At 70.1% G+C, this 19,171-nt stretch carries 16 protein-coding genes and 2 pseudogenes; 7 read left to right on the top strand and 11 right to left on the bottom strand.

The genetic code is table 11. From position 1 onward, the window contains the following. The first annotated feature begins 34 nt into the window (after positions 1–34). Positions 35–502: a pyridoxamine 5'-phosphate oxidase family protein gene (locus ACZ6KY_RS33025; protein ID WP_469313929.1), complete on the top strand. Its 468-nt coding sequence runs from the start codon at positions 35–37 to the stop codon at positions 500–502. 34 nt (positions 503–536) lie between these two features. Here the strand turns inward: ACZ6KY_RS33025 and ACZ6KY_RS33020 are convergent, their stop codons facing one another. Further along, entirely contained in the window at positions 537–1,439 is a 903-nt protein-coding gene (locus ACZ6KY_RS33020; protein ID WP_469313928.1) for a LysR family transcriptional regulator, read from the bottom strand. A 75-nt stretch (positions 1,440–1,514) separates the two neighbouring features. On the opposite strand from ACZ6KY_RS33020, the gene ACZ6KY_RS33015 reads away from it, so the two are divergent. Continuing rightward, positions 1,515–2,450 carry a DMT family transporter gene (locus ACZ6KY_RS33015; RefSeq protein ID WP_469313927.1) on the top strand — a complete coding sequence of 312 codons (936 nt, stop codon included), beginning with the start codon at positions 1,515–1,517 and terminating at the stop codon, positions 2,448–2,450. A 245-nt stretch (positions 2,451–2,695) separates the two neighbouring features. On the opposite strand, the gene ACZ6KY_RS33010 is transcribed toward ACZ6KY_RS33015, so the two are convergent. Beyond that, positions 2,696–4,027: an aminotransferase class I/II-fold pyridoxal phosphate-dependent enzyme gene (locus ACZ6KY_RS33010; protein ID WP_469313926.1), complete on the bottom strand. Its 1,332-nt coding sequence runs from the start codon at positions 4,025–4,027 to the stop codon at positions 2,696–2,698. Positions 4,028–4,062: 35 nt separating this feature from the next. Between ACZ6KY_RS33010 and ACZ6KY_RS33005 the strand changes: the two genes are divergently transcribed. After that, positions 4,063–4,752, top strand: a complete 690-nt coding sequence (locus ACZ6KY_RS33005; protein WP_469313925.1) for a pyridoxamine 5'-phosphate oxidase family protein — start codon at positions 4,063–4,065, stop codon at positions 4,750–4,752. A 98-nt stretch (positions 4,753–4,850) separates the two neighbouring features. Here the strand turns inward: ACZ6KY_RS33005 and ACZ6KY_RS33000 are convergent. The 3 genes and pseudogenes from ACZ6KY_RS33000 to ACZ6KY_RS32990 all read right to left on the bottom strand — a co-directional run bounded on the left by ACZ6KY_RS33000 (position 4,851) and on the right by ACZ6KY_RS32990 (position 7,895). Continuing rightward, positions 4,851–5,836 (bottom strand): annotated as a pseudogene (locus ACZ6KY_RS33000) (DMT family transporter). 204 nt (positions 5,837–6,040) lie between these two features. Further along, entirely contained in the window at positions 6,041–7,051 is a 1,011-nt protein-coding gene (locus tag ACZ6KY_RS32995) for an EamA family transporter (RefSeq protein ID WP_469313924.1), read from the bottom strand. Between the two features lie 259 nt (positions 7,052–7,310). Beyond that, positions 7,311–7,895: a peptidase gene (locus ACZ6KY_RS32990; protein WP_469313923.1), complete on the bottom strand. Its 585-nt coding sequence runs from the start codon at positions 7,893–7,895 to the stop codon at positions 7,311–7,313. Positions 7,896–8,226: 331 nt separating this feature from the next. On the opposite strand from ACZ6KY_RS32990, the gene ACZ6KY_RS32985 reads away from it, so the two are divergent. Beyond that, on the top strand, positions 8,227–8,655 hold the full coding sequence (locus ACZ6KY_RS32985) for a type II toxin-antitoxin system Rv0910 family toxin (protein ID WP_469313922.1): 429 nt from the start codon (positions 8,227–8,229) through the stop codon (positions 8,653–8,655). 108 nt (positions 8,656–8,763) lie between these two features. On the opposite strand, the gene ACZ6KY_RS32980 is transcribed toward ACZ6KY_RS32985, so the two are convergent. Then, entirely contained in the window at positions 8,764–9,417 is a 654-nt protein-coding gene (locus ACZ6KY_RS32980; RefSeq protein WP_401331773.1) for a PadR family transcriptional regulator, read from the bottom strand. Between the two features lie 181 nt (positions 9,418–9,598). Further along, entirely contained in the window at positions 9,599–10,804 is a 1,206-nt protein-coding gene (locus ACZ6KY_RS32975; protein WP_469313921.1) for an MFS transporter, read from the bottom strand. Between the two features lie 605 nt (positions 10,805–11,409). Here ACZ6KY_RS32975 and ACZ6KY_RS32970 point away from each other — a divergent pair. Beyond that, entirely contained in the window at positions 11,410–11,991 is a 582-nt protein-coding gene (locus tag ACZ6KY_RS32970) for a hypothetical protein (protein ID WP_469313920.1), read from the top strand. A gap of 833 nt (positions 11,992–12,824) precedes the next feature. Here ACZ6KY_RS32970 and ACZ6KY_RS32965 read toward each other — a convergent pair. The 3 genes from ACZ6KY_RS32965 to ACZ6KY_RS32955 are packed head-to-tail and all read right to left on the bottom strand — an operon-like array spanning position 12,825 to position 16,695. Next, positions 12,825–13,841 carry an AAA family ATPase gene (locus ACZ6KY_RS32965; RefSeq protein ID WP_469313919.1) on the bottom strand — a complete coding sequence of 339 codons (1,017 nt, stop codon included), beginning with the start codon at positions 13,839–13,841 and terminating at the stop codon, positions 12,825–12,827. Continuing rightward, entirely contained in the window at positions 13,838–15,946 is a 2,109-nt protein-coding gene (locus ACZ6KY_RS32960) for a transposase (RefSeq protein WP_469313918.1), read from the bottom strand. Before ACZ6KY_RS32960 ends, ACZ6KY_RS32965 begins: the two co-directional genes overlap by 4 nt. After that, positions 15,934–16,695, bottom strand: coding sequence for a TnsA-like heteromeric transposase endonuclease subunit (locus ACZ6KY_RS32955; protein ID WP_469313917.1), 762 nt, complete (start codon positions 16,693–16,695; stop codon positions 15,934–15,936). The genes ACZ6KY_RS32960 and ACZ6KY_RS32955 overlap by 13 nt, the downstream gene beginning before the upstream one ends. 213 nt (positions 16,696–16,908) lie before the next feature. Between ACZ6KY_RS32955 and ACZ6KY_RS32950 the strand changes: the two are divergent. Both ACZ6KY_RS32950 and ACZ6KY_RS32945 read left to right on the top strand, forming a co-directional pair. Continuing rightward, positions 16,909–17,243, top strand: a pseudogene (locus tag ACZ6KY_RS32950) (TnsA-like heteromeric transposase endonuclease subunit); the annotation flags it as partial. 338 nt (positions 17,244–17,581) lie between these two features. Further along, positions 17,582–17,896 carry a hypothetical protein gene (locus ACZ6KY_RS32945; protein ID WP_469313916.1) on the top strand — a complete coding sequence of 105 codons (315 nt, stop codon included), beginning with the start codon at positions 17,582–17,584 and terminating at the stop codon, positions 17,894–17,896. A gap of 652 nt (positions 17,897–18,548) precedes the next feature. Here the strand turns inward: ACZ6KY_RS32945 and ACZ6KY_RS32940 are convergent. After that, on the bottom strand, positions 18,549–19,136 hold the full coding sequence (locus ACZ6KY_RS32940) for a TetR/AcrR family transcriptional regulator (RefSeq protein WP_469313915.1): 588 nt from the start codon (positions 19,134–19,136) through the stop codon (positions 18,549–18,551). Positions 19,137–19,171: the final 35 nt, after the last annotated feature.

The following is a 19,171-nucleotide window of genomic DNA, read 5'->3' as shown; positions in this document are numbered from 1 at the left end:
GGGACGTCAGGATTCCAGAAGAAGAGGGGACCGTATGGCCGTCATTCAGCGCAGAGGCCGGAAGATCATGATGACCCCCGGTGAACTGGACGAGTTCCTCACCACCCAGCGCACCTGCCGCGTCGCCTCCGTGTCGAAGGACGGAGTCCCGCATGTGAGTGCCCTCTGGTTCACCTGGGACGGCACCTCGCTGTGGTTGTACTCGGTGGTGCGCAGCAAGCGCTGGGTGCAGTTGCGGAACGACCCGCGGGTCGCGGTGGTGATCGACTCCGGTGAGGACTACGGGGAGTTGCGGGGCGTCGAGCTGTCCGGCACGGTGGAGTTCGTCGGCGAGTTCCCGCGCACCGGGGAACTGTGCGCCGAACTCGACGTCCCGGAGACCTTGTTCGCCCGCAAGAACTTCGGCCTGGAGGAGATGCCGCACGACGGCCGGCACGCCTGGATGCGGCTGACACCGGACGCGATCGCCTCGTGGGACTTCCGCAAACTCCCTCCGCTGTAGGACCTGTCCGGACCGCCCTTCTCCGCTCCACCTCCTACTCGACGGCCTCACCGGCCCTGCGCAAGGCGTCCACCGCCGCCCTGATCGACGGCCGGCGGTCGGCGTCGGCCCGCCATACGACGTAGACATGGCGGCGCACCCGCTGCCGGACAGGCACCGTGACGACTCCCTCGGGCATCGGGTGGCGCCCCAGAAGCGGGGCCACGCACACACCGAGCCCGGCGGCGACGAGTCCGAGCTGGGTGTGCGTCTCCCCGGCACGGTGCCCGATGCGCGGTTCGACGCCCTGGGAGCGCAGCGTGAACATCAGCCACTCGTGGCAGAACTCGCCCTCGCCCCAGGTGATCCACTCGTCGTCGGCGAAGTCCCCGAGGTCCACCTCCTCGCGGCCCGCGAGGAGGTGGCCGGCCGGCATCGCCACATCGGCCGGGTCGTCGAGGATCGACGCCTTCACCAGACCGTCGGGCAGCGGCATCGGCTTGTTGTACCAGTCGAGCACGACGGCCAGGTCCAGGTCCCCGCGCACCACACCCGCGACCCCGGCCTCCGGTTCCAGCTCGCTGGAGCGCACCCGCAGTCCGGGGTGGGCGGCGCGCAGCTCGGCGAGCGCCGCCGGGAACAGTCCGCGCGCCGCGGTCGGGAACGCGGACAGCCGCAGCTCACCGGCCACCTGACCGCGCTGGGCCTCCAGGTCGGACTGCGCGAGCTCGACCTGGGAGAGGATGCGCGCCGCGTGCTCGGCGAGGAGCCGCCCGGCGTCGGTCAGGCGCACTCCCCGGCCGTTCTTGGCGAGCAGTCGCTGTCCGACCTCGCGCTCCAGCTTCGACATCTGCTGGGAGACGGCCGAGGTGGTCACGTGCAGTCCGTCGGCCGCGCCGCTCACCGAGCCGTGCCGCGCCAGGGCGTCGAGGGTGCGCAGTCGCTCCAGATTCAACATGTAAGCAATGCTACGAGATATCGCTTGAGTATTCTCGCTTGTGCTACGAGATTGTTCTGCCTCATTGTTGACCCCATGAGCACTGTCGCCTCTCCTCGCCCCGTCACGCCGACCGGCGTCGCACCCCGCCGCCGCACCACCCTCGACTGGCGGATCCGCTTCGGCGTCCTCTCGCTGATCTGGGGCTTCAGCTTTCTGCTCATCAAGGTCGGCACGGAGGGCTACGCGCCGTTCCAGGTCACCTTCGGGCGGCTGCTGTTCGGGACCGCGGTGCTCGCGGCGGCCATGGCGGTGAAGCGGGAGCGGCTGCCGCGCGGCGCGCGGACGTGGGGACACCTCGCGGTCGCGGCCTTCCTGCTGAACGCGCTGCCGTTCTCCCTCTTCGCCTACTCCGAGCTGACCATCCCCTCCACCCTCGCGGGCATCTGCAACGCGACCTCACCCCTGTGGGGCATGGCCCTCTCCCTGGTCGCCCTCTCCGAGGACCGGCCGACCCGGCGCAGAGTGGCCGGTCTCGGCCTCGGCTTCCTCGGCGTCCTGACGGTCCTCGGTGTCTGGCAGGGCTTCCACGGCCTCGACGCCACGGGCACGACGATGGCCCTGCTGGCCTCGCTCAGCTATCCGGTCGGCTGGATCTACGTCCGCCGGACCCTGGCCGGCACCGGCAACTCGCATCTGTCGATGACCGGCGCCCAACTGCTCCTGGCCACCGCCCAACTGGCCTTCGTCACCCCGCTGTTCACGACGCTGCCGAGCCATGTCGCGTGGGTGCCGCTGCTCGCCATCGCCGCCCTGGGCGCCCTCGGCACCGGTCTGGCCATGCTCGTCCAGTACGGCATCGTCGCCGAAGTCGGCCCGACGACGGCCCAGATGGTCACGTACTTCATCCCGGTCATCGCGACCGCCGCCGGTGTCGCGATCCTCGGCGAGTCACTGGCCTGGTCGACGCCGGTCGGCGCGGTGATCGTCCTCGCGGGCGCGGCCCTGACCCAGGGAAAGCCCCGCCGCTGACGCCCACGCCACCGGCCGTCCCGAGCCCCCGATGCGGCAGTGATGCGGCGGGCGTCCGCACGCGACGCCGACCCGATGAGCGCGGACAGCGCCACGACACCCGCGGTCCGGCCCCCGCGACACCCGGTGCCAGGCCCGCACGCGACCCGTCGTGCAGGCCCCACGCCACCCGTCGTCCGACCTCGCAACACCCAGCGCCAAGCCCGCACGCCACCCGTCGTGCGGGCTCCGACGGCGGCGGAACCTCAGACGTAACGGCGGGCCGGCGCCGGTCCCACGGCGGACGCGACGGCGTCCGCGAGCGGCTCGGTGTCCTCCGGCCGAAGCGTCGAGACGGTGATCCGGATGCCCGGCGGGGCGCTCGACCGGAAGCGGGCGCCGGGCGCGACCGCCCAGCCGGAGTGCAGCAGCCGGGAGACCGCCCCGGTCTCGTCCGGGACGGGGATCCAGACGTTCATCCCGCTGCGCCCGTGCGCCTCGACGCCACGCGCCTTCAGCGCGTCGATCAGCCCGTCGCGTCGCGACGCGTACGCGGCCGCCACGGCCCCGACGTCGACCGTGCCGGAGGTCCACAGGTGGACCACGGCCTTCTGGAGCAGGCGGCTCACCCAGCCGGGCCCGAGCCGCTGCCGCCCGTGCACGCGGTCGACGGTGACGGGGTCGCCGGTGAGCACGGCGAGCCGGAGATCGGGCCCGTACGCCTTGGCGACGGAGCGTACGAAGGCCCAGCTGTGCGTGACCCCGGCCAGGGGATGCAGGGGCAGGTCGACGATCTGGTGGCCGTGGTCGTCCTCGATGAGCAGGGTCCGCGGGTGGTCCCGGAGCACGGCACGCAGGGCACGCGCGCGACCGGCGGTGACCGCGGCGCCGGTGGGGTTCTGCGCCCGGTCGGTGACGATCAGGGCCCGCGCCCCGGCGGCCAGCGCACTCCGTACGTCCGCGGGAAGCGGACCCTCGTCGTCGACACCGACGCCGACCGTACGCAGCCCGAGCGCCGGGACGAGATCGAACAGGCTGCCCCAGCCTGGGTCCTCGACGGCCACCGCGTCGCCGGGCCTGAGATGGGCCATCAGGACGCGCTCGATGGCGTCGAGCGATCCGGAGGTGACGACGACGGGCCCCTCGGGCACCCCGTCCGCGTCGAGGCCGGCGCGGGCGAGGCGCTCCAGCTCCGGCTCGACGGCGTCCTCGCCGTACTGGACGGGATGCCGGTCGGACTGCCGGGCCGCCGCCGCGAAGGCCCCGGCGAGGGCGGGCAGCAGGGCGGGATCGGGATTGCCCTCGCCGACGTCGCGCACGCCCGCGGGCACCTCGACGCGAAGGTACTCACGCCCCGTGGTGGCCGGCTTCGGGCGCACCCGGCTGCCCCGCCGGCCGGCGGTCTCGATGACCCCCCGCTCACGCAGCGTGCGATAGGCGGCCGCGACCGTATTCGCGTTGACCCCGAGCTCCTCCGCCAACTCCCGCATGGGTGGCAGCAGTTGACCCGGTTCAAGTTCTCCCGACCCGACCGCCCGCTCGATACTGGCGGCGATGTCGGCTGCGCGACGCCCCTCGATCCGATACTCTCCTAGCACAAAACAGATTATGCACTAGTGCAATGGAGAAGGCAATGCCGGAGACGAGCACCCAGCCGAGGACACCGGGGTCCGCTGCCTACACCCCGACCGACCGCACTGTTCCCACCCGCTCCAAGGAACGCGCCGCGTACGACCACGAGCTGGTGCACGCGATACTCGACGAGGGGTACGTCTGTCACCTCGGCTTCGTCCGTGACGGCGCGCCGGTCGTCCTGCCCACGCTGTACGCACGGGTCGGCGAGCGGCTCTACGTGCACGGCTCGACGGGTTCGCGCCCGCTGCGGATGACCGGCCAGGCCGATCCCGGGCTGGCCGTCTGTCTGACCGTGACCCACGTCGACGGACTGGTGCTGGCCCGCTCGGCCTTCCACCACTCGATCAACTACCGCTCCGTGGTCGTGCACGGCATCGCCCACCAGGTGACGGATCCCGACGAGAGGCGCCTGGCGCTGGACGCGCTGGTCGACCACGTCGTGCCCGGCCGCTCGGGCGACTCCCGCCCCGCCAACGCCAAGGAACTCGCGGCCACCGCCGTGATCAGCCTGGATCTGGACGAGGTGTCCGCGAAGCTGCGCACGGGCGCCCCCAGCGACGAGCCCGAGGATCTCGGCCTCCCCCACTGGACCGGCGTGGTCCCGCTGACGAGGGGACACGGCATCCCGGTCCCGGCGGACGACCTGGCACCGGGCATCGAACTGCCCGGCTACCTGACAGCCCTGTGAGCACGCGGCCCGGCCGGGCCGTACGCCAGAACCCGGACGCATGAGCCCGGGGTGCGGGCCCCACGGACCCGCACTCCGCCGCTGTCACCCCTCCGGCCTCACACGAGAGGCACCTCCTCGGGCACCGCACGCCGTCCGGCCCCCGCGGCGCGCGCCTCCGCGACCGCGAGTCCGGCGACCGAGCCGAGCATCAGCAGGGTGCCGGTGAGCGTCGGCAGGGTGAGCCGCTCGCCGAGCAGGCCGACGGCGAGCACGGTCGCGCTGACCGGCTCCAGGAGCATGATCACGGACACGGTCGCGGAGCGGACGACCGCGGCGCCCGCGAAGAACAGGGCGTAGGCCAGCGCCGTGGGGACGGCGGCGATGTACGCCAGCAGGGCCAGCACATGAGCCGGCCGCGCGGCATGCGGGATCAGCCCCTCGGCTAGCGCGAACGGCAGCAGGCAGACGGTGGTGACGGCGAACGTCCACACCGTCGTGCCGGAACCGTCGACGCGCCCGTCGCGCCCCCACCACCGGGTGAGCAGCGTCATCGCGGAGTATCCGGCCGCGGAGAGGACCGCGAGCGCGACACCCCAGGGGCGCACGGTGGCACCCTCGCCGCCCAGGACCAGCACGCCGAGCCCGGTCAGCGCCCCGGCGACGGCGGCAGCCCCGCCCCGGCCGATCCGCTCCCCCATGGTCAGCCGCGCGCCGAGTGCGATGAGGACGGGCCCGGCGCCCAGGGTGACGACGGTCGCCACCGCGAGGCCGGTCCCTCGACGGCGGCGAAGTAGGCGGTCTGGAAGACGGCCAGCCCGAGGCCGGTCAGACCGATCCGCAGCGCTTTGCGGCCCAGGGGCTCCCGCACGGCGGGGCGGTGGGCGCGTCCGTCGGGGCGAAGGCGTGGACGGGGGCGCAGGCGTACGGCGATCAGCAGGACGAGTCCGCCCGCGCAGCGCCAGAAGGAGAGGGCGACGGGTCCCATGTCACTGGCCCGGTAGACCAGTGACGCGGCGGCGCCCGCGGTGCCCCAGGCGGCACCGGCGACGATCAGATAGAGCAGGCCTCGCCCGACGGGCAGGCCGACAGCGGTGTTCGACACGTGTTCTCTCCGCAGATCCGCAGAAGTTCAGGAAGGGACCGCGTCGCAGGCCGTGCCGCGGGGGCAGGGGCGTGCGGAAAGGTCCTCGGACTTCTTCTGCGGGCAGCGCCGTTCCGCCCGGCGCGGGGCCGGGCCGGTGTTCCGGTACGCCCGCCTCAGGCGGCCGGAGGCGGAAGAACGAGCGTCGCGGGCATGATCAGCACCCTAGACGGCCGTTCCGTGGGCCGACAACTCCCTTTCGGCGTCCCCCGGCCCACCCGCGACCGGCTCCCGCGAGGGCTTCGCCTGGGCCGAGGACTGCGCGATGAACGCTCCGAGCAGGACCACCGCGCCGCCGACGATCTGCGGTGCCGAGAGGTGTTCGCCCAGCAGCACCCAGGCCAGGACGGTGGCGATCACCGCTTCGAGACAGGCCACGACGCCCGCGACCTGCGGGGAGAGCCTGCGCACGGAGAGGACTCCGGTGACGTAGGCGACGACGGTGGCGATGAGCACGATCCAGCCGAGGAGCAGCGTGGCGGGCACGGACGTCCCGTTCATGTCCGCGCTGCCCCCGAGGACCGACCAGTCCATGGTCCAGGGGCGGGCGACCGCCGTCAGCACGAGGGTGCCGACGAGCAGTCCGTACGCGATCACGCCCAGCGGGTCGGGTGCCTCGTCGCCCGCGTCGCCGCCCTGGTCGGACAGGACGAAGTAGCCGACCTGGCAGCAGGCGGCGCCGAGCGCGAGCAGGAGTCCGACGACATCGAAGCTGAGCCCGGACCACACCTCCACCACACAGGCGAGTCCGCCCGCCGCGAGGACGACCCCGAGGGCTGCGGCCCGCGTGACGGGCCGGCGCTGCACGAAGCGCACCCAGCCGAGCACCAGCGCGGGGGCGAGGTACTCCACGAGCAGGGCGACGCCGACGGGGATGCGGGATATCGCGGCGAAGTAGCAGGCCTGGACACCGGCCACGCCGAGGAGTCCGAACCCGGCGAGCAGCGCTGGGCGTCGCTTCACCAGCGCCCGGTGCCGTACGGCGAGCGGCAGCATCACGAGGGCGGCGCCCGCGACCCGCAGCCACACCACGTGGAGCGGGTCGAGCCCTGCCTCGATCAGCGGCTTGGCCGCGACACCCGAACCACCGAAGGCGACCGCCGACACGAGCGCGAGACCCAGGCCGACGCCCCTTCCATGGTTGCCCTGACTCCCCTGAGACGTATGCACGGGCACATGATGACAGGCGACGACATGACCGTCACCCTCGATGACACCTGTCTCATCGGCTGGACGCCGGCACCTGGTCGCGACGACGACCGGTCGCCCCGCGCGACAGAACGCGGGGCGACCGGCAGGCCCGCCCGGCAGAACGCGGGCTTCCGGGTTCCCGCACCATCCCTCCGGCGCGCCCGCTCCGCTCCCGCGCGCCTGCTCCCGGGCTCCCTGGAACCCGGGAGCCCTGGAGCCCGGGCTCCAGGCCACCTCCGGGACCTCAGCAGCCCGCGTCGCCGCCGCTCACGCACTCCTCGCGGCCGCCCTCGATCCGCTCCAGCAGTGGCCCGGGCTCGACACCGGCGTGTCCGAGGACCTCGAGGGCCCGCGACCGGGGATCGGTGACGAGCGCCGCCAGCAGGTCGAGACCACGGGCCCGCTCGTCGCCCCGCAGGACGGCACGCTCGTACGCCTCCTCCATGGCACCGGCCGCCAAGGGGGACCAGCTTCCGCCGGCCGCCATCGGCCCGGCGACGGAGTTCTCGACGGCGCTCTGCCAGCGGAGTCCGTAGCCGATGCTGCGCTGCACGAGGTAGCCGAGCAGCCGGGCGATCTGCGGGCCGCCGTCGAAGACCGCGCGCACCTCGGGGTCGGACTCCAGCAGGGAGTGCAGCAGATGGGCCGTGTCGATCTGCCGGTCCCCGTCGCGCAGCGCTCTTCTGCGGGCGCCGGAGACCACCGACGCCAGCTCCGCGCTGAGTCCGGCATCGGTACCGGGATGGTTCGGGCCGCTCGCGGCGGCGGACTGCGGGGGGATACGGGACGGCACGACCTCTACCCCATCAGCCTCGTGACGCCCGGTCATCCACGGCGGGCAGCATCTTCAGGTCCGACACAGGGTGGGCATCCCCGTGCGGGTTCTCCTCCCTACGGATGACTTCGCGCCTATTTCCCCCTAGAGGCGCGCGCCGCCTCGCCTCGCGCCCCCTCGGCCGACAGGGCCGCACCGGAGCTCGCCCGTCGGGCCCCGGCGCACGGCCGCCCCTCGGACCTCCGGGCATCCCCGGTGCCCGACCCGCCGCCCCCCTCCACAATTCCTGACGGTTCATCAGTATTGAATGTTCCAGAGCCTGGAGCTACGTTCCGCGACACCGTAGCTGCGCCGGGCGCAGCGCCCGACACGAAGAGGTGGTCGCATGGCCGAAGTCAGCGCGGAAGCACGTATCGAGGCGCCCGCCGAGAAGATCTGGGCCCAGCTCACGGACTGGTCCTCCTACGGCGAGTGGAACGCGACGCACACCAACTTCCCGAACGGCGGCCCGGAGAAGCTCGAAGTGGGCGGCACCTTCGCGGAGAACATGAAGCTCATGGGCTTCCCGGCCGAGGTCACCTGGACCATCGAGGAACTGGAGTCGGGACGCACCCTGGCCATACGCGGCAAGGGCCCGATGTCGGTGAACGTCACCACGCGCTACACGCTCACCCCCGACGGCGACGCCACATCGGTGCGCATCGAAGGGGAGTTCACGGGCGCGGCCGTCTCGTTGATGGCCGGCAAGCTCAAGGACTCGGCGACGGCCGCCCTCGACGAGTCGCTGCGCAAGCTGGCCGGGCTGGTGGCCTGAGCCCCGCACGTCCCCGCGTCGCACGAGGCGGCGCCCGGCGCTCCGTATGCGGAAAGGCGCCCCGCGGAAACACTTCCGCGAGGCGCCGGCAGATACCACAGCACGCCGTCAGTCCTCGTCGGCGAGGATCAGGTACAGCTTCTTGCGGGCTTCGTTGATGACCGCCAGCGCCTTGTCGCGCTGGCCCTTGCTGCCGGTCTTCCAGACCTGGCCGAAGGCCTCCATGAGGCCGAAACCGGCTTGCCGGATCTCCTGCAGCGACTCCCAGTCGACCCCGCGCCCGGCCTCTTCCCACGGCGCGTCGGGACCCTCGTCGGCCGCGCTGCGACCGGACTCGGTGAGCGAGAACAGCTTCTTGCCGCCCTCGGCCTCGCTGGTGATCAGGCCCTCGTCCTCCAGCAGCTGAAGGGTCGGGTACACCGAACCCGGGCTGGGCTTCCATGCCCCGCCGCTGCGCTCGGCGATCTCCTGGATCATCTCGTAACCATGCATGGGCCGGTCCTTGAGCAGGGCGAGGATCGACGCGCGCACGTCGCCGCGCCGCGCCCTCCCCCGCGGTCCGCCCCGGCCGCCGCGCCCGCCCCAGGGACCCGGGCCGAAGCCGGGTCCACCGAAGCCCGGGCCACCGGGACCACCCGGTCCGAAGGGCCCGAAAGCCCCCCGCAGCCCCTCGAAGCCGCCCCGACCTCGATGGCCGGGTCCGCCGTGGTGTCCATGTCCGTGTTCGTGCTCGTATCCGAAGTCTTCTCCACGGGAACGCATCGCAATCACTCCATTCCATCGTTGATCGGTCGCGATGCGTCAACGATATATCGGAAGCACTCGCATGACAACCCTCCCGGGGCATTGAGTGACCTGTCTCAGTGAAGGTTGGGCCGATCTCAGGCAAGCTGCACTGATCGGTCTTAGTCTCAGCAAAGCTTGACGAACTGCCGGTTTTGTCTCAGCGAAGATTGACCACTTCGGTCACGTCCGGTGATGAGTCCCGTAGACCGCCGAGCGCCAGAATCGTCATCACCACCGCGGCCCCCGCCGCCACGCCGAAGCCGCCGTGTGCACCGCCCGCGTCGACCACCCGCCCCGCGACCGCCGCGGCGCCCGCTATTCCTGCCGCGCTTGCGGAGTTGCCCCAGGTGAACGCCTGGGTGAGGACGGCCCGCGGGACCGACGACTCGGTGAGCACGGAGGTGACGATCAAGAGGACTGGCACGGCGAGTCCGGTCAGGGCGAGGGTGGCGCCGACCGCGAGGGGCGCGTCGAGGAAGGTCAGCGGGAGGCATGCGACGGCGAGGCAAGCGGCGGCTGCGGCCTGGTGCCGCCGGGGTGAGCTGCCGTGACGCCATGCTCCGTAGGCCCAGCCACCCACCAGATTGGTGCAGTTGGAGGCGAAGTAGAGCAGGGCTGCCGCGTCCGGTGTGCCGCGTCCGACGGCGTAGGCGGCGACGGACACCTGCATCGCGCCGAAGAACACCCCGAGTGTGAGGCCGAGCGCGACCTGCCGCAGGAATGCGGAGCGGAGCAGGGCACGCCCGGCGTGCCGGCGTTCGGCGTGGCCGGTGAGGGGCGGCATGGTGCGGCGCTGGGCGGCGAGGGCGAGCCCGCCGCCGACGACGAGCACGGCGGCGAGCAGCACCCCGGCGCCAGGGCGGCCCGCCGCGCCGAGAACGCTCACCAGGGCCGGGCCGGCCATGTAGGACACGCCGTTGACGAGGGCCTCCAGGGCAAAGGCGGTAGGCAGCGCGGCAGCCCGTTCGCCGGACAGCAGGGCGGACCATCGAGCGGCGGACAGGGCACCGAGCTGGGGCAGCGTTGCCCCGACGAGCACTCCGGCGACGAGGTCCGGAACGGCGCCGGCGAGCAGCAGCGCCACGGCCCCGGCATGTGCGACCAGCGCCCAGGGGAGCACCCGCGCCTGCCCGAACCGGTCGACAAGGCGCCCGAGTTGGGGCCCGGCGACAGCGTCCGCGACAGCGAAAGCGCCGGTGACGAGCCCCGCGGCGGCATACGACCCGGTGCGTGCGTGCACCAGCCAGACGATGCCGATGCCCGTCATGGCGATGCCCAGACGCCCGACAGCAGCGGGAAGGAAGAAGGCCGCGGCACCCGAAGTGCGCAGCAAAGTACGGTAGTTCGCCGAAGCCGAAGGCACGGCGCATCCCTTTCGCCGCCCGGCGGGACGCGCCACACGGGGTCGCCGGCGTCCAGATGTGCCGACCCGTGACTGCGCCTGAAGCCGTCCAGTTGGTGGCGTGGAGCGGGGACGCGCACCCCACGCCGACTCCATCACCGGGCAGATGTCATGCGGTAGTTGATGACCTCCTTGAGGATAGAGGAACGGCGCGCAGAAACGAACACCCCCAAAAGCAAGGCGAACGGCTCTACCTTGCCCCTGACCAGCACAACTACGATCTCCCGGCCCGACCAGCGATCTCACTCAGGAAGAGCTACTCGCAAAGCGGATGGCGTCTCGGGCCAGCCTCGGGATAGCCGGTAGCACTTGCGTGAGCACCAGCGCCGATCTCTGCCGTCCGGGCTGCGCTCAAATGACTTCTGGCATTGTCCGCAGATCAGCGGGTTGAAGAAGGTGGCCGGGTCGTGGCCGCGGGATGCCCATGTGCGGCATCGGCGGCTGCACCAGCGGCGATGGGGGTCAGCCGGAGACTTTGCTGCCACCGGGGTTCCGCAGAACGCGCATGCTCTTGAGGGCAGGGGAAGCCCATGGTCCTCGATCATCCAGTCCCAGCGGGAGACCTGTTGGCTGCACTTCTGCGAGCAGGTGCGTTCGGAGATCAGCGGCAGGGGGCTCTCGCAAGCAGCACAGATGTGGGGTTCGTCCTGGTCAGTGGCGTCCCTCTGACGAAGTCGACGTTCGACGTAGGCCGCTCTGCGGCAGACAGAGGAACAGAGCCGGTGGCGTTGGCCGAACTGGATCTTCATGGGTTGCTTGCAGATCCGGCAGGGCTCCATGACCTCTCGTTTGAGGAACCGGCCAGAGCGGCATCGGGCGGAGCAATAGCGAGGCAGGTTACCGAACGAGCGGTGGAGCAGAAAGGCAGAGCCGCACTCCTTGCACTTCACTGTGTCGAGCGTCTTCCGAAGCAGTCCGGCGTCGCGGCCAGTGACGGCGCCGAGTCGTTCCCAGGACGGTCTGCCGCGAAATCCGGGCGGTCCGGCGAGGAAGCGACGCAGGTGGGCGGGCTCAAGGCAGTTGGCGCGGGCGAGACGGGCGATGAAGGCGTAGCAGCCTTCACCAGCGATCGGCCGGATCTGGAAGGGGAGTTTGGCGATCGGCTCGCCGTTCGTGCCGAGCTGTGTCACGTGCTTGCTGTCCCTTGACATCGCATCTGGACCGGTTGCCGCCAAAGTTGTTCCGGTGATCAGGCAGGATCGGCGTGGGTGGAGTCTGCTGCCTGTTTCTTGCGGCGGTACCGGCCGCGGTCCGCGCAGGCCTTCGAGCAGTTCCAGCGGACCCGTCGGCGGCCTGGTTCTATGGGGATGCCGCATTCAACACAGTTGGGTGGTTGATCCGGATGCGGTCCTCCGGGGAAGAGGGCGCGCGTGTGTCCTTGGCTCTTGAAGTAGCCCCAGTCGCAGCAGCGCTTTGAGCACCAACGTCTGTTGGAGAACCTGGCGAGGGGCTTTCTGCATGCTTCACAGGCCTTGATCGGGATCTCGTCCAGCTCGCGTTTGCGCTGCTCGTGGGCCAGTTGGCGACACGTTCGTGAACAGTAACGGCGGTGTTGCTCTGCGGGAACTTCGGCGTTCTGGCCGCAGCCTGCGCAGACGATCAAGCGAAGCGCGGGGGGGCTCGTCGGCTGGGCGTCGGAGCCGTCGGCGGTAGCTCTTCGTTCGGCAGGCAGCAGAGCACGTCCGGCGTTCAGTCGCCGTGTCGTCCAGAGGCAGCACCATGCCGCATCCCCTGCAACCGGAGTGGCCCAGGATGTTGCTGAGCGCGACGGGGTCACGGCCAGTGACGGCTCCCAGACGCTGCCATAAGACGGGTCCGTGATGGCCGGGCGGCTCTCGGAGAGCCCTTCGCAGGTAGTACGTCTTGAGGAAGTTGGCCTCGGCGAGGCGCTCGACGAACTTGTCGCGGCCCTCGTCAGCGACGGGTCTGACCTGGAAGGGCAGCGGGACGAGCGCGGGGCCGACCCAGGGCCCGCTGCTGGTCAACTCCCGTCCTCCGGTGTGTGTGTCCGGGTGGTTGCGGCGACGTCGAGGGGGACGTTCTCCAGGTCCTTCTTCGTGATCTTCTCGGTGCCGCTGAGGATCGCGTCGATCGCGGCTCCGCGGATCTGGTGCGAGAGCGCACCAATCATCCCGCCGGTGCGGTTGTGGAGGAACCGGTCGAGGCGGGCGAGCGTGCCCGGCTTGTGATGACGCAGGATCAGCGTCTCCTCCAGCGTTCTGACCAGTGCCTTCCATTCGGCGTTGTAGGGGAAGGGGTGGGAGGGGATCAGCGTGAAGCGTCCGGCGATCTGGGCCCCGCGGGTGCCGGAGAGCAGGGTGCTGTGCTCGATGTCGATGCCCGCGTAGACAAATGTGGCCGGGATGCGTTCGGAGAAGTATTTGAGAGTGTCAGCGACCTCGGCACCGATGCGGCTGGTGAGCGAAATGTTGTGGATCTCGTCGACCAGGACCAGGCCAGTGCGGCCTTTGGTGCAGACACCGACGACGGCCTCGATGATGTCGGTGATGTTGAAACGGCCGGCAGTGGGCAGTCCGAGGAAGCGCGCGAACTCGGCAGCGATCATGCGGGCCGTCGCGGCCGGCGGGACGGTGATGTAGAGGACCGGGATGCGGTCGGGTGAATTCGGGTGGCGGTCGCGGTCCTGGATCTCGTGGGCGAGGCCGAGCTGGGTGATCGCGATGGTCTTTCCGGTGCCCGCGGGCCCGGAGGCGATCAGGCCGCGGCGGGCACTGACTGCGTGCCGGTTCAGCAGGATCAAACGCCGGCCGGTGGTGACGGTGTGGCGGACCGTGGAGGTAGCCACCACCCGCAGGCGGGTGTGGTGGTCCAGGCGGTCCTCGGTGTCGCGGGCGAGGTCGGCATCGCTCAGCGCCGCGTACTCGCGCTCGGACAGCAAGGCTGGCGGAATCGGCGGATCTTGCGCGAACTCGCGCCAGCCCGGGCGCGTGTTCAGGTGTCCGCCCGACTCGGAGGGCAGGAGGTGCGGCGTGGTCATGAACGTCTCCAAGGGTCCTCGCGCGGGTCGAACAGGCCAAGCGGGATCACCTCGGCCATCGGTTCTTTGCCCTCGGGCTGTTCTTCTGCAGTGGGCTCGTCCTCGGCGGCAGGGGACGGGGCGGGCGGCGGAGTGACCACGGCCGGAGCCGTGGCTCTGGTTCGTGCGGTCACCTGACGGTCCCGCTTAGAGGGCTTGTTCTTCTTGCCCTCAGATGCCTGGGCAGGGCCGGCATGTGCGCGGGTGAGCAAGGCGGCCACGGCCTCGGCGAGTTCTTCCTCGGTGGCCTTGGGCAGCTGGTGGCTGACGTGGTCCCAGGCGAGGTCACCGAAGGGGACGGGCGCCCGGTTCAGGTATTTCCATGTCGCCTGGACCCATTCGCTGTCTCCGCGGTGGTTGCGTACCCAGACTCGGGAGACGTCGTAGGGGTCGCGGTGAACCTCCCAGAGCCCTCGCTTGGCGGCGACACCGGAGTGTTGCCGTCGCATCGGTCCGAGTTCCGGGGCATCGTAGATGCGGTTGTTGATCCGGATGCCGTAGGAGTTGACGGCCCGCCAGGCCGCAGGCAAAAGCTCGATGTAGTCCTGGCCGCTCAGTGCGACCGGGACGTAGCCGCAGGACTCAACCAGTGCGGCGTACTTCTGGTTCGGCGTGAACAGCTGGCCCGGATGGTCGGGGTCACGCAGCCCTTCGTGAGGACGGTTCTGCCACTTGGCGACAACCCACTCGTCGAGCAGTTCTTGCAACTCGGGCAGCGACCACAGGTTCTCCTTCTCCGGGTGCCGACCACGGCGGTCGGTGTTGCGGCCGGTATAGCCGGGGAGGAACTGCGCGAACATCGTGGCGACCGAGCCCAGCATCTTCTCGATGTGGCCCTTCTCGAAGGGCGAGCCCTTGTGCGTGGGCTGGAAGTCGATCTCCAGGAACCGGCAGGAGGCCCGGAAGTTGTGCGAGATGAACACCTTCCCGTGATCGCAGACGATCATTTCCGGGACGATCACCGGCCTGGCGGCCGCGTGCTCGAGGCGCTCGTCCAACGTCAGCAGCCTGCGGTGCGGCAGCACGGAGCGGGACATCTTCAGCGCGTCCACCCAGCCCGGCCGCATCAACTCCGGCGTCACGGTCCTGGCCAGCAGCACGCTGGCATCGACCGACTTCGTCGACGGCCGCAGCACGAGCGCCGTCGGAGTCCGTGTAGCGACATCGATCATGCCGGTGAGCTCAACCTTGCCGACGACCCCGTTGTCGAGGCGGACCATCACGTCAAGCGGGGTGGAGTCGATCTGCATGACCTCGCCCGGAGCGGTCACCGTCAGCTCCCCGAAGGGGGCGCCCGCCGTGTGGGCCTTCGATCGGCGCGTCACCGCCGAGCCCGTCGCGTGGGTGCCCGCCGTCAGTTTCTCCACCAACCGGTAGAGAGTGGCCCTGGACGGCCACGTAGCCACTACCTGTCGTTCGTCCTCAACCTCGAACTCGGTCTCGGCCTGGGTGAGGATCTCCTTCGCCCTCCAGATGAGATAGGACGCGGTCCGGGTGGAGGTGTCGACGCCTTCCTTGATGGCCTGGCGCATCGCGTCCACCACCCGGGGATCCACCGCCCCGAACTCCGGCCGTTTGCGGGCCGCTCGGCCATCTGCCAGCCCGGCAACCCCGTCCTTCAGGTAGCGGCGACGCAGCCGGGCGACCGTGCTGGCCGTCACCGGGCGGCCGGACCGGGACAGTTCAGCAGCCTTGGCCTTCTCCCGCGCGGTCAGCGACGTGCCCGCCCCGTACTCCTCGCGCGGTTTCGTTCCGGGTTCCGCGTCCGGCGGCAGTCCGTGTACCACTTCCAGGATGTGGCCCTCCCACCACAGCGCCTGCTGCACGGCTGTCGCCGGGAGCGTCTCCAGGACGGACGAGGCCGGCAACGGCATCCGCTCTGGGCGGAACAAAACCTCGAAGTCCTCCGCCTCGAACAACTCGATCAAAGCCACCACACGGTGCGGAGTCTCGGCGTCCTCCAGGACCGCGGCCTGCGCGGTCACTTCGAGCACTCCCCGGACCTGCCCGTCGAACCGGACTCTCTCGCCGACAGCCAGAGTCGGCGGGCGCCTCAGCCTGCCCACCGATGGCACCCCTTCGCCCAGACCAGGCTCCCGGTCTCCAACAGCCCTCCCGACAGATCGGTCTCCAGCTTTCCCGACCACAGCAAGTGGAACAGCACGGGCAGAACCTGGATCCGGTCGCCCACCAGCTCAGCTCCCTCCCACAAGACCTTCGGCTCGCTGAACGCCGCCAGGAGACGCTCGGCCACGGCCACCGGCCGGCCGGCGCGTGCCCGGCGATACCGCGCCAGCCACCGGATGTTGGCCATGAGCACGGGATCCGGACGGCCGACCCACTCAAACTGCCAGCCCACCGCCTCGCAGGCCCGCTCGGTCGCCGTGAAGGCCTCTCGTGTCCGCCGATCCATGTCCTCCGCAGCGCGGACGTCCACGACCCGGGCCTGCCCCGCGGCCAGCCGGACGAAGTAATCGGGAGCGTGGCGGCGCTGTCGCCTGCCGTCGCGCCAGTGCAGCCAGAAGGGCTGCGACGATATCGCCCTCACCTGCGGATCTCTGTCGAGCAGGATCAACCGGTCCCGCTCCAGCCACGACTCGTAGCCCACGTGATCCCGCGCGGTCACCGAGTAGTACCAGCCGGCGAAGCCCGGCGTGTCCTTCTCCCAACGGAAGGGCCGGACAGGTTCGACCGCCTCGAACGGAACCTGCCAACTCGCCCCCAGCGGGAGCCTGCGTCGCTCTCCGCCTCTGTGAAAGTCCAGCTCAAACGCTGCTAACGCCTCATCGCCGTACGCACGTGACAGCGCGTCCACCGCACCCCCAGCTCAGAAAGCCGAGCAGGTGCTCAACCTTCGGTGAGACTAACGGGCGCCCGTTCACCTTCGCTGAGATTCACGGAATCTTCGTTGAGACAGGACAGGGTTGTCCCGTCTCACTCAATCGAGTCGTTTTCTCAACGAACCGAGTCGTTCGGGCTTCTGTCTCAGCGAACCTAGTCGCGCGGTTGAACGCGCTGGGGGTGCTGGATGGCTGTACCGGCTGGGGTGGAGCAGGCGGGGCCGTGCGTCGAGTTGTCGTACGTGGACGCGGTGCACGGACGCCGTCGGCGTCCGCTGCGGGACTGCGTGACGGGCCGGTTCGAGGATGTCGCTCCGGTACGCAAGTTCCGCTGGTCGCTCGGTGAGCGTCACTTCCCGGGCTGGTAATGGGCGGCGACGACCGGGCGGCACGTCGGCTTCGAGTCGGCTTCGAGTCGTGGCTGGAGCGGGACTGGCTACTGCTGATGGACTTCGACCCGAGTGTGGTGGGCATTGACTCGCAGCCGTTCTGGCTGCACTGGCACGACGGCGAGCGGGAGCGTTGTCCACAAAGCGCTACCAGGTCTGGGTGTTCAGTCAGGGCTACCCGTGGAAAGTTCTTAGCGAGGCACTCGGGCTGCCTGCCCGGGTTCGGACATTCGCTCGCCTACTGTCTCCGGCACACGGATAAACTGCTGATCGCCGGGAGATCATGAGCGAGCGCCTGGGCCCGTTGGAACGCGTCGAGGGACAATGGACGGTGGGCGACCCTGAGCGCCAGGGCGGAGCGTGCCTGGAACTCGGCGCAGAGGGGATCACTTGCCGGGAGGCCGGCGTTGAGGCTGAGCTGGTCCCGTGGTCCCGGTTCATGAACTTGGGGATGCGGGTCACGACCAGTCGCATGGCCAGTTCCAGGGTCGCCCGCGTGCTGTCCTACCTCACCCCGACGGGAGGCGGACCCGACTCCTGCCTGACGGCGGTCCTCCGGCACCCTTACGAGGACTGGACGGCACGGTTCAGCCATCACGTGCGGCGGTACACCGTCAGCGAGACGCTGCTGGTGGTCGAGCTGTTCGGCCAGGCGTCCCAGGCCGGTGCAGCACAGCGACTCGGCGATCCGCAGTGGCTGGAGAACGCGGTCACGCAGCTGGCACCGCAGCGGCCCCGGACGTACCGCGCCGCGCGGGACGCAGTGACGCAGGTCTTGGAAGGCTGAAGGATGCCAGGCGACCCTTTGAACGTGAGCCAGTGCCTGCATCAGGAGTCGGCCCAGATCATCTGAGACGACGAGCACATCGGACCAGATCACGTGAGACGTGGACCGGGGCGCCTGAAACGGGACACCTCGACACGCGGTGAGGAGGCACGAGCCTTGCGGTCTGTCTCAACGAACCGAGTCCACGCGTCTCACCCAATCTAGTCCAGGCAGGTCAGCGGCACGCGGACGACTAACTTCGTTGAGACAGGACAAGGGTCGTGGTTGTTCGGCCGTGGCGTCGCGTCCGTTCGCGGTCGTCGATGCGGAGGCGGTGGGTGGGTGGCGACTCGGGACGCCTTTTCCGAGGATGAGCCGATTCGGCTGCGTACGTTCCCGGAAGCCGGGCGCCCGGAGTTGATCCGTCACTTCATCGGGGCGAGTGGAAGGACCTCGATGAGTTCCTGTTCGCGCGGGCAATGGAGCACGATTCCCCGAAGCCGTTGTTCCGGCCGGCCTGCGAATACTTGCCGGCAACGCCGCCATCGGCGCACTCCGCATCACCGGCATCGCCGCCGCCAACCGCCACTACGCCCGCGACAGCACCCGACCACTGGTACTACTCGGCATCACCTAACGACTTCGCCGGGGCTCTGGGTGTCCATCGCACTGTTCAAGGAAGTGGATGTGGCCTCCCGGGGATACGGGCGGCGGCGGCTGCGACGGTTGCCAGGTCTTCGCCCGAGAAGCCGGCGCGGCTCAGCACCGCCAGGGATTTGTTCGTTGCCAGCGTGCACAACGCCAGCTCTGCCGCCTCGCGCTCATCGGCCCCCGCCGCCAGCAACGCCTGCTCCAGCATCGCTCGCAAACCGTCGATCATGGCGCGGACCATCGCCTGGCCCTCCGCGTCGAGGGCCGGGAACTGCGTCGCCGACACCGTGAGCAGGCAGCCATCCGGGACCGTCGGGTCGGCGATGCGGTTCAGGGTGACCTGCAGGTAGGCGGCCACAACGGCGCTCGGGCTCGGGTGGGGGCCGGAGAGTGCCTGGTCGTACAGCGGGTGGTAGGTCTGCGCGTACCGTTGGAGGCTTTTCCGGAAGAGGGCGCTCTTGTCGCCGAAGGTGCCGTAGAGCGAGCTCCGGCCCAGGCCCGTGCCCTCGGTCAGGCGGTCGATCGAGGCCTCCGAATAACCCCAGCGCCAGAAGACGTGCATCGCACGTCGTAGCGCCTCGTTCACGTCGAATTGCTTGCGGCCCGCCATGGTTCGTCAGCCTACACATCTTGCACCGATCGTTT

The organism is Streptomyces sp. NPDC042002, from assembly GCF_055588305.1.
The sequence above is the reverse complement of the archived record's forward strand: the minus strand, read 5'-3'. Positions and strand labels throughout refer to the sequence as shown.

Excerpts from the sequence above, each read along its gene's own strand:
- ACZ6KY_RS33025 (WP_469313929.1), top strand. The coding sequence starts at position 35 with ATGGCCGTCATTCAGCGCAGAGGCCGGAAGATCATGATGACCCCCGGT.
- ACZ6KY_RS33020 (WP_469313928.1), bottom strand. The coding sequence starts at position 1,439 with ATGTTGAATCTGGAGCGACTGCGCACCCTCGACGCCCTGGCGCGGCAC.
- ACZ6KY_RS33015 (WP_469313927.1), top strand. The coding sequence starts at position 1,515 with ATGAGCACTGTCGCCTCTCCTCGCCCCGTCACGCCGACCGGCGTCGCA.
- ACZ6KY_RS33005 (WP_469313925.1), top strand. The coding sequence starts at position 4,063 with ATGCCGGAGACGAGCACCCAGCCGAGGACACCGGGGTCCGCTGCCTAC.
- ACZ6KY_RS32990 (WP_469313923.1), bottom strand. The coding sequence starts at position 7,895 with ATGACCGGGCGTCACGAGGCTGATGGGGTAGAGGTCGTGCCGTCCCGT.
- ACZ6KY_RS32985 (WP_469313922.1), top strand. The coding sequence starts at position 8,227 with ATGGCCGAAGTCAGCGCGGAAGCACGTATCGAGGCGCCCGCCGAGAAG.
- ACZ6KY_RS32980 (WP_401331773.1), bottom strand. The coding sequence starts at position 9,417 with ATGCGTTCCCGTGGAGAAGACTTCGGATACGAGCACGAACACGGACAT.
- ACZ6KY_RS32965 (WP_469313919.1), bottom strand. The coding sequence starts at position 13,841 with ATGACCACGCCGCACCTCCTGCCCTCCGAGTCGGGCGGACACCTGAAC.
- ACZ6KY_RS32945 (WP_469313916.1), top strand. The coding sequence starts at position 17,582 with ATGGCCAGTTCCAGGGTCGCCCGCGTGCTGTCCTACCTCACCCCGACG.
- ACZ6KY_RS32940 (WP_469313915.1), bottom strand. The coding sequence starts at position 19,136 with ATGGCGGGCCGCAAGCAATTCGACGTGAACGAGGCGCTACGACGTGCG.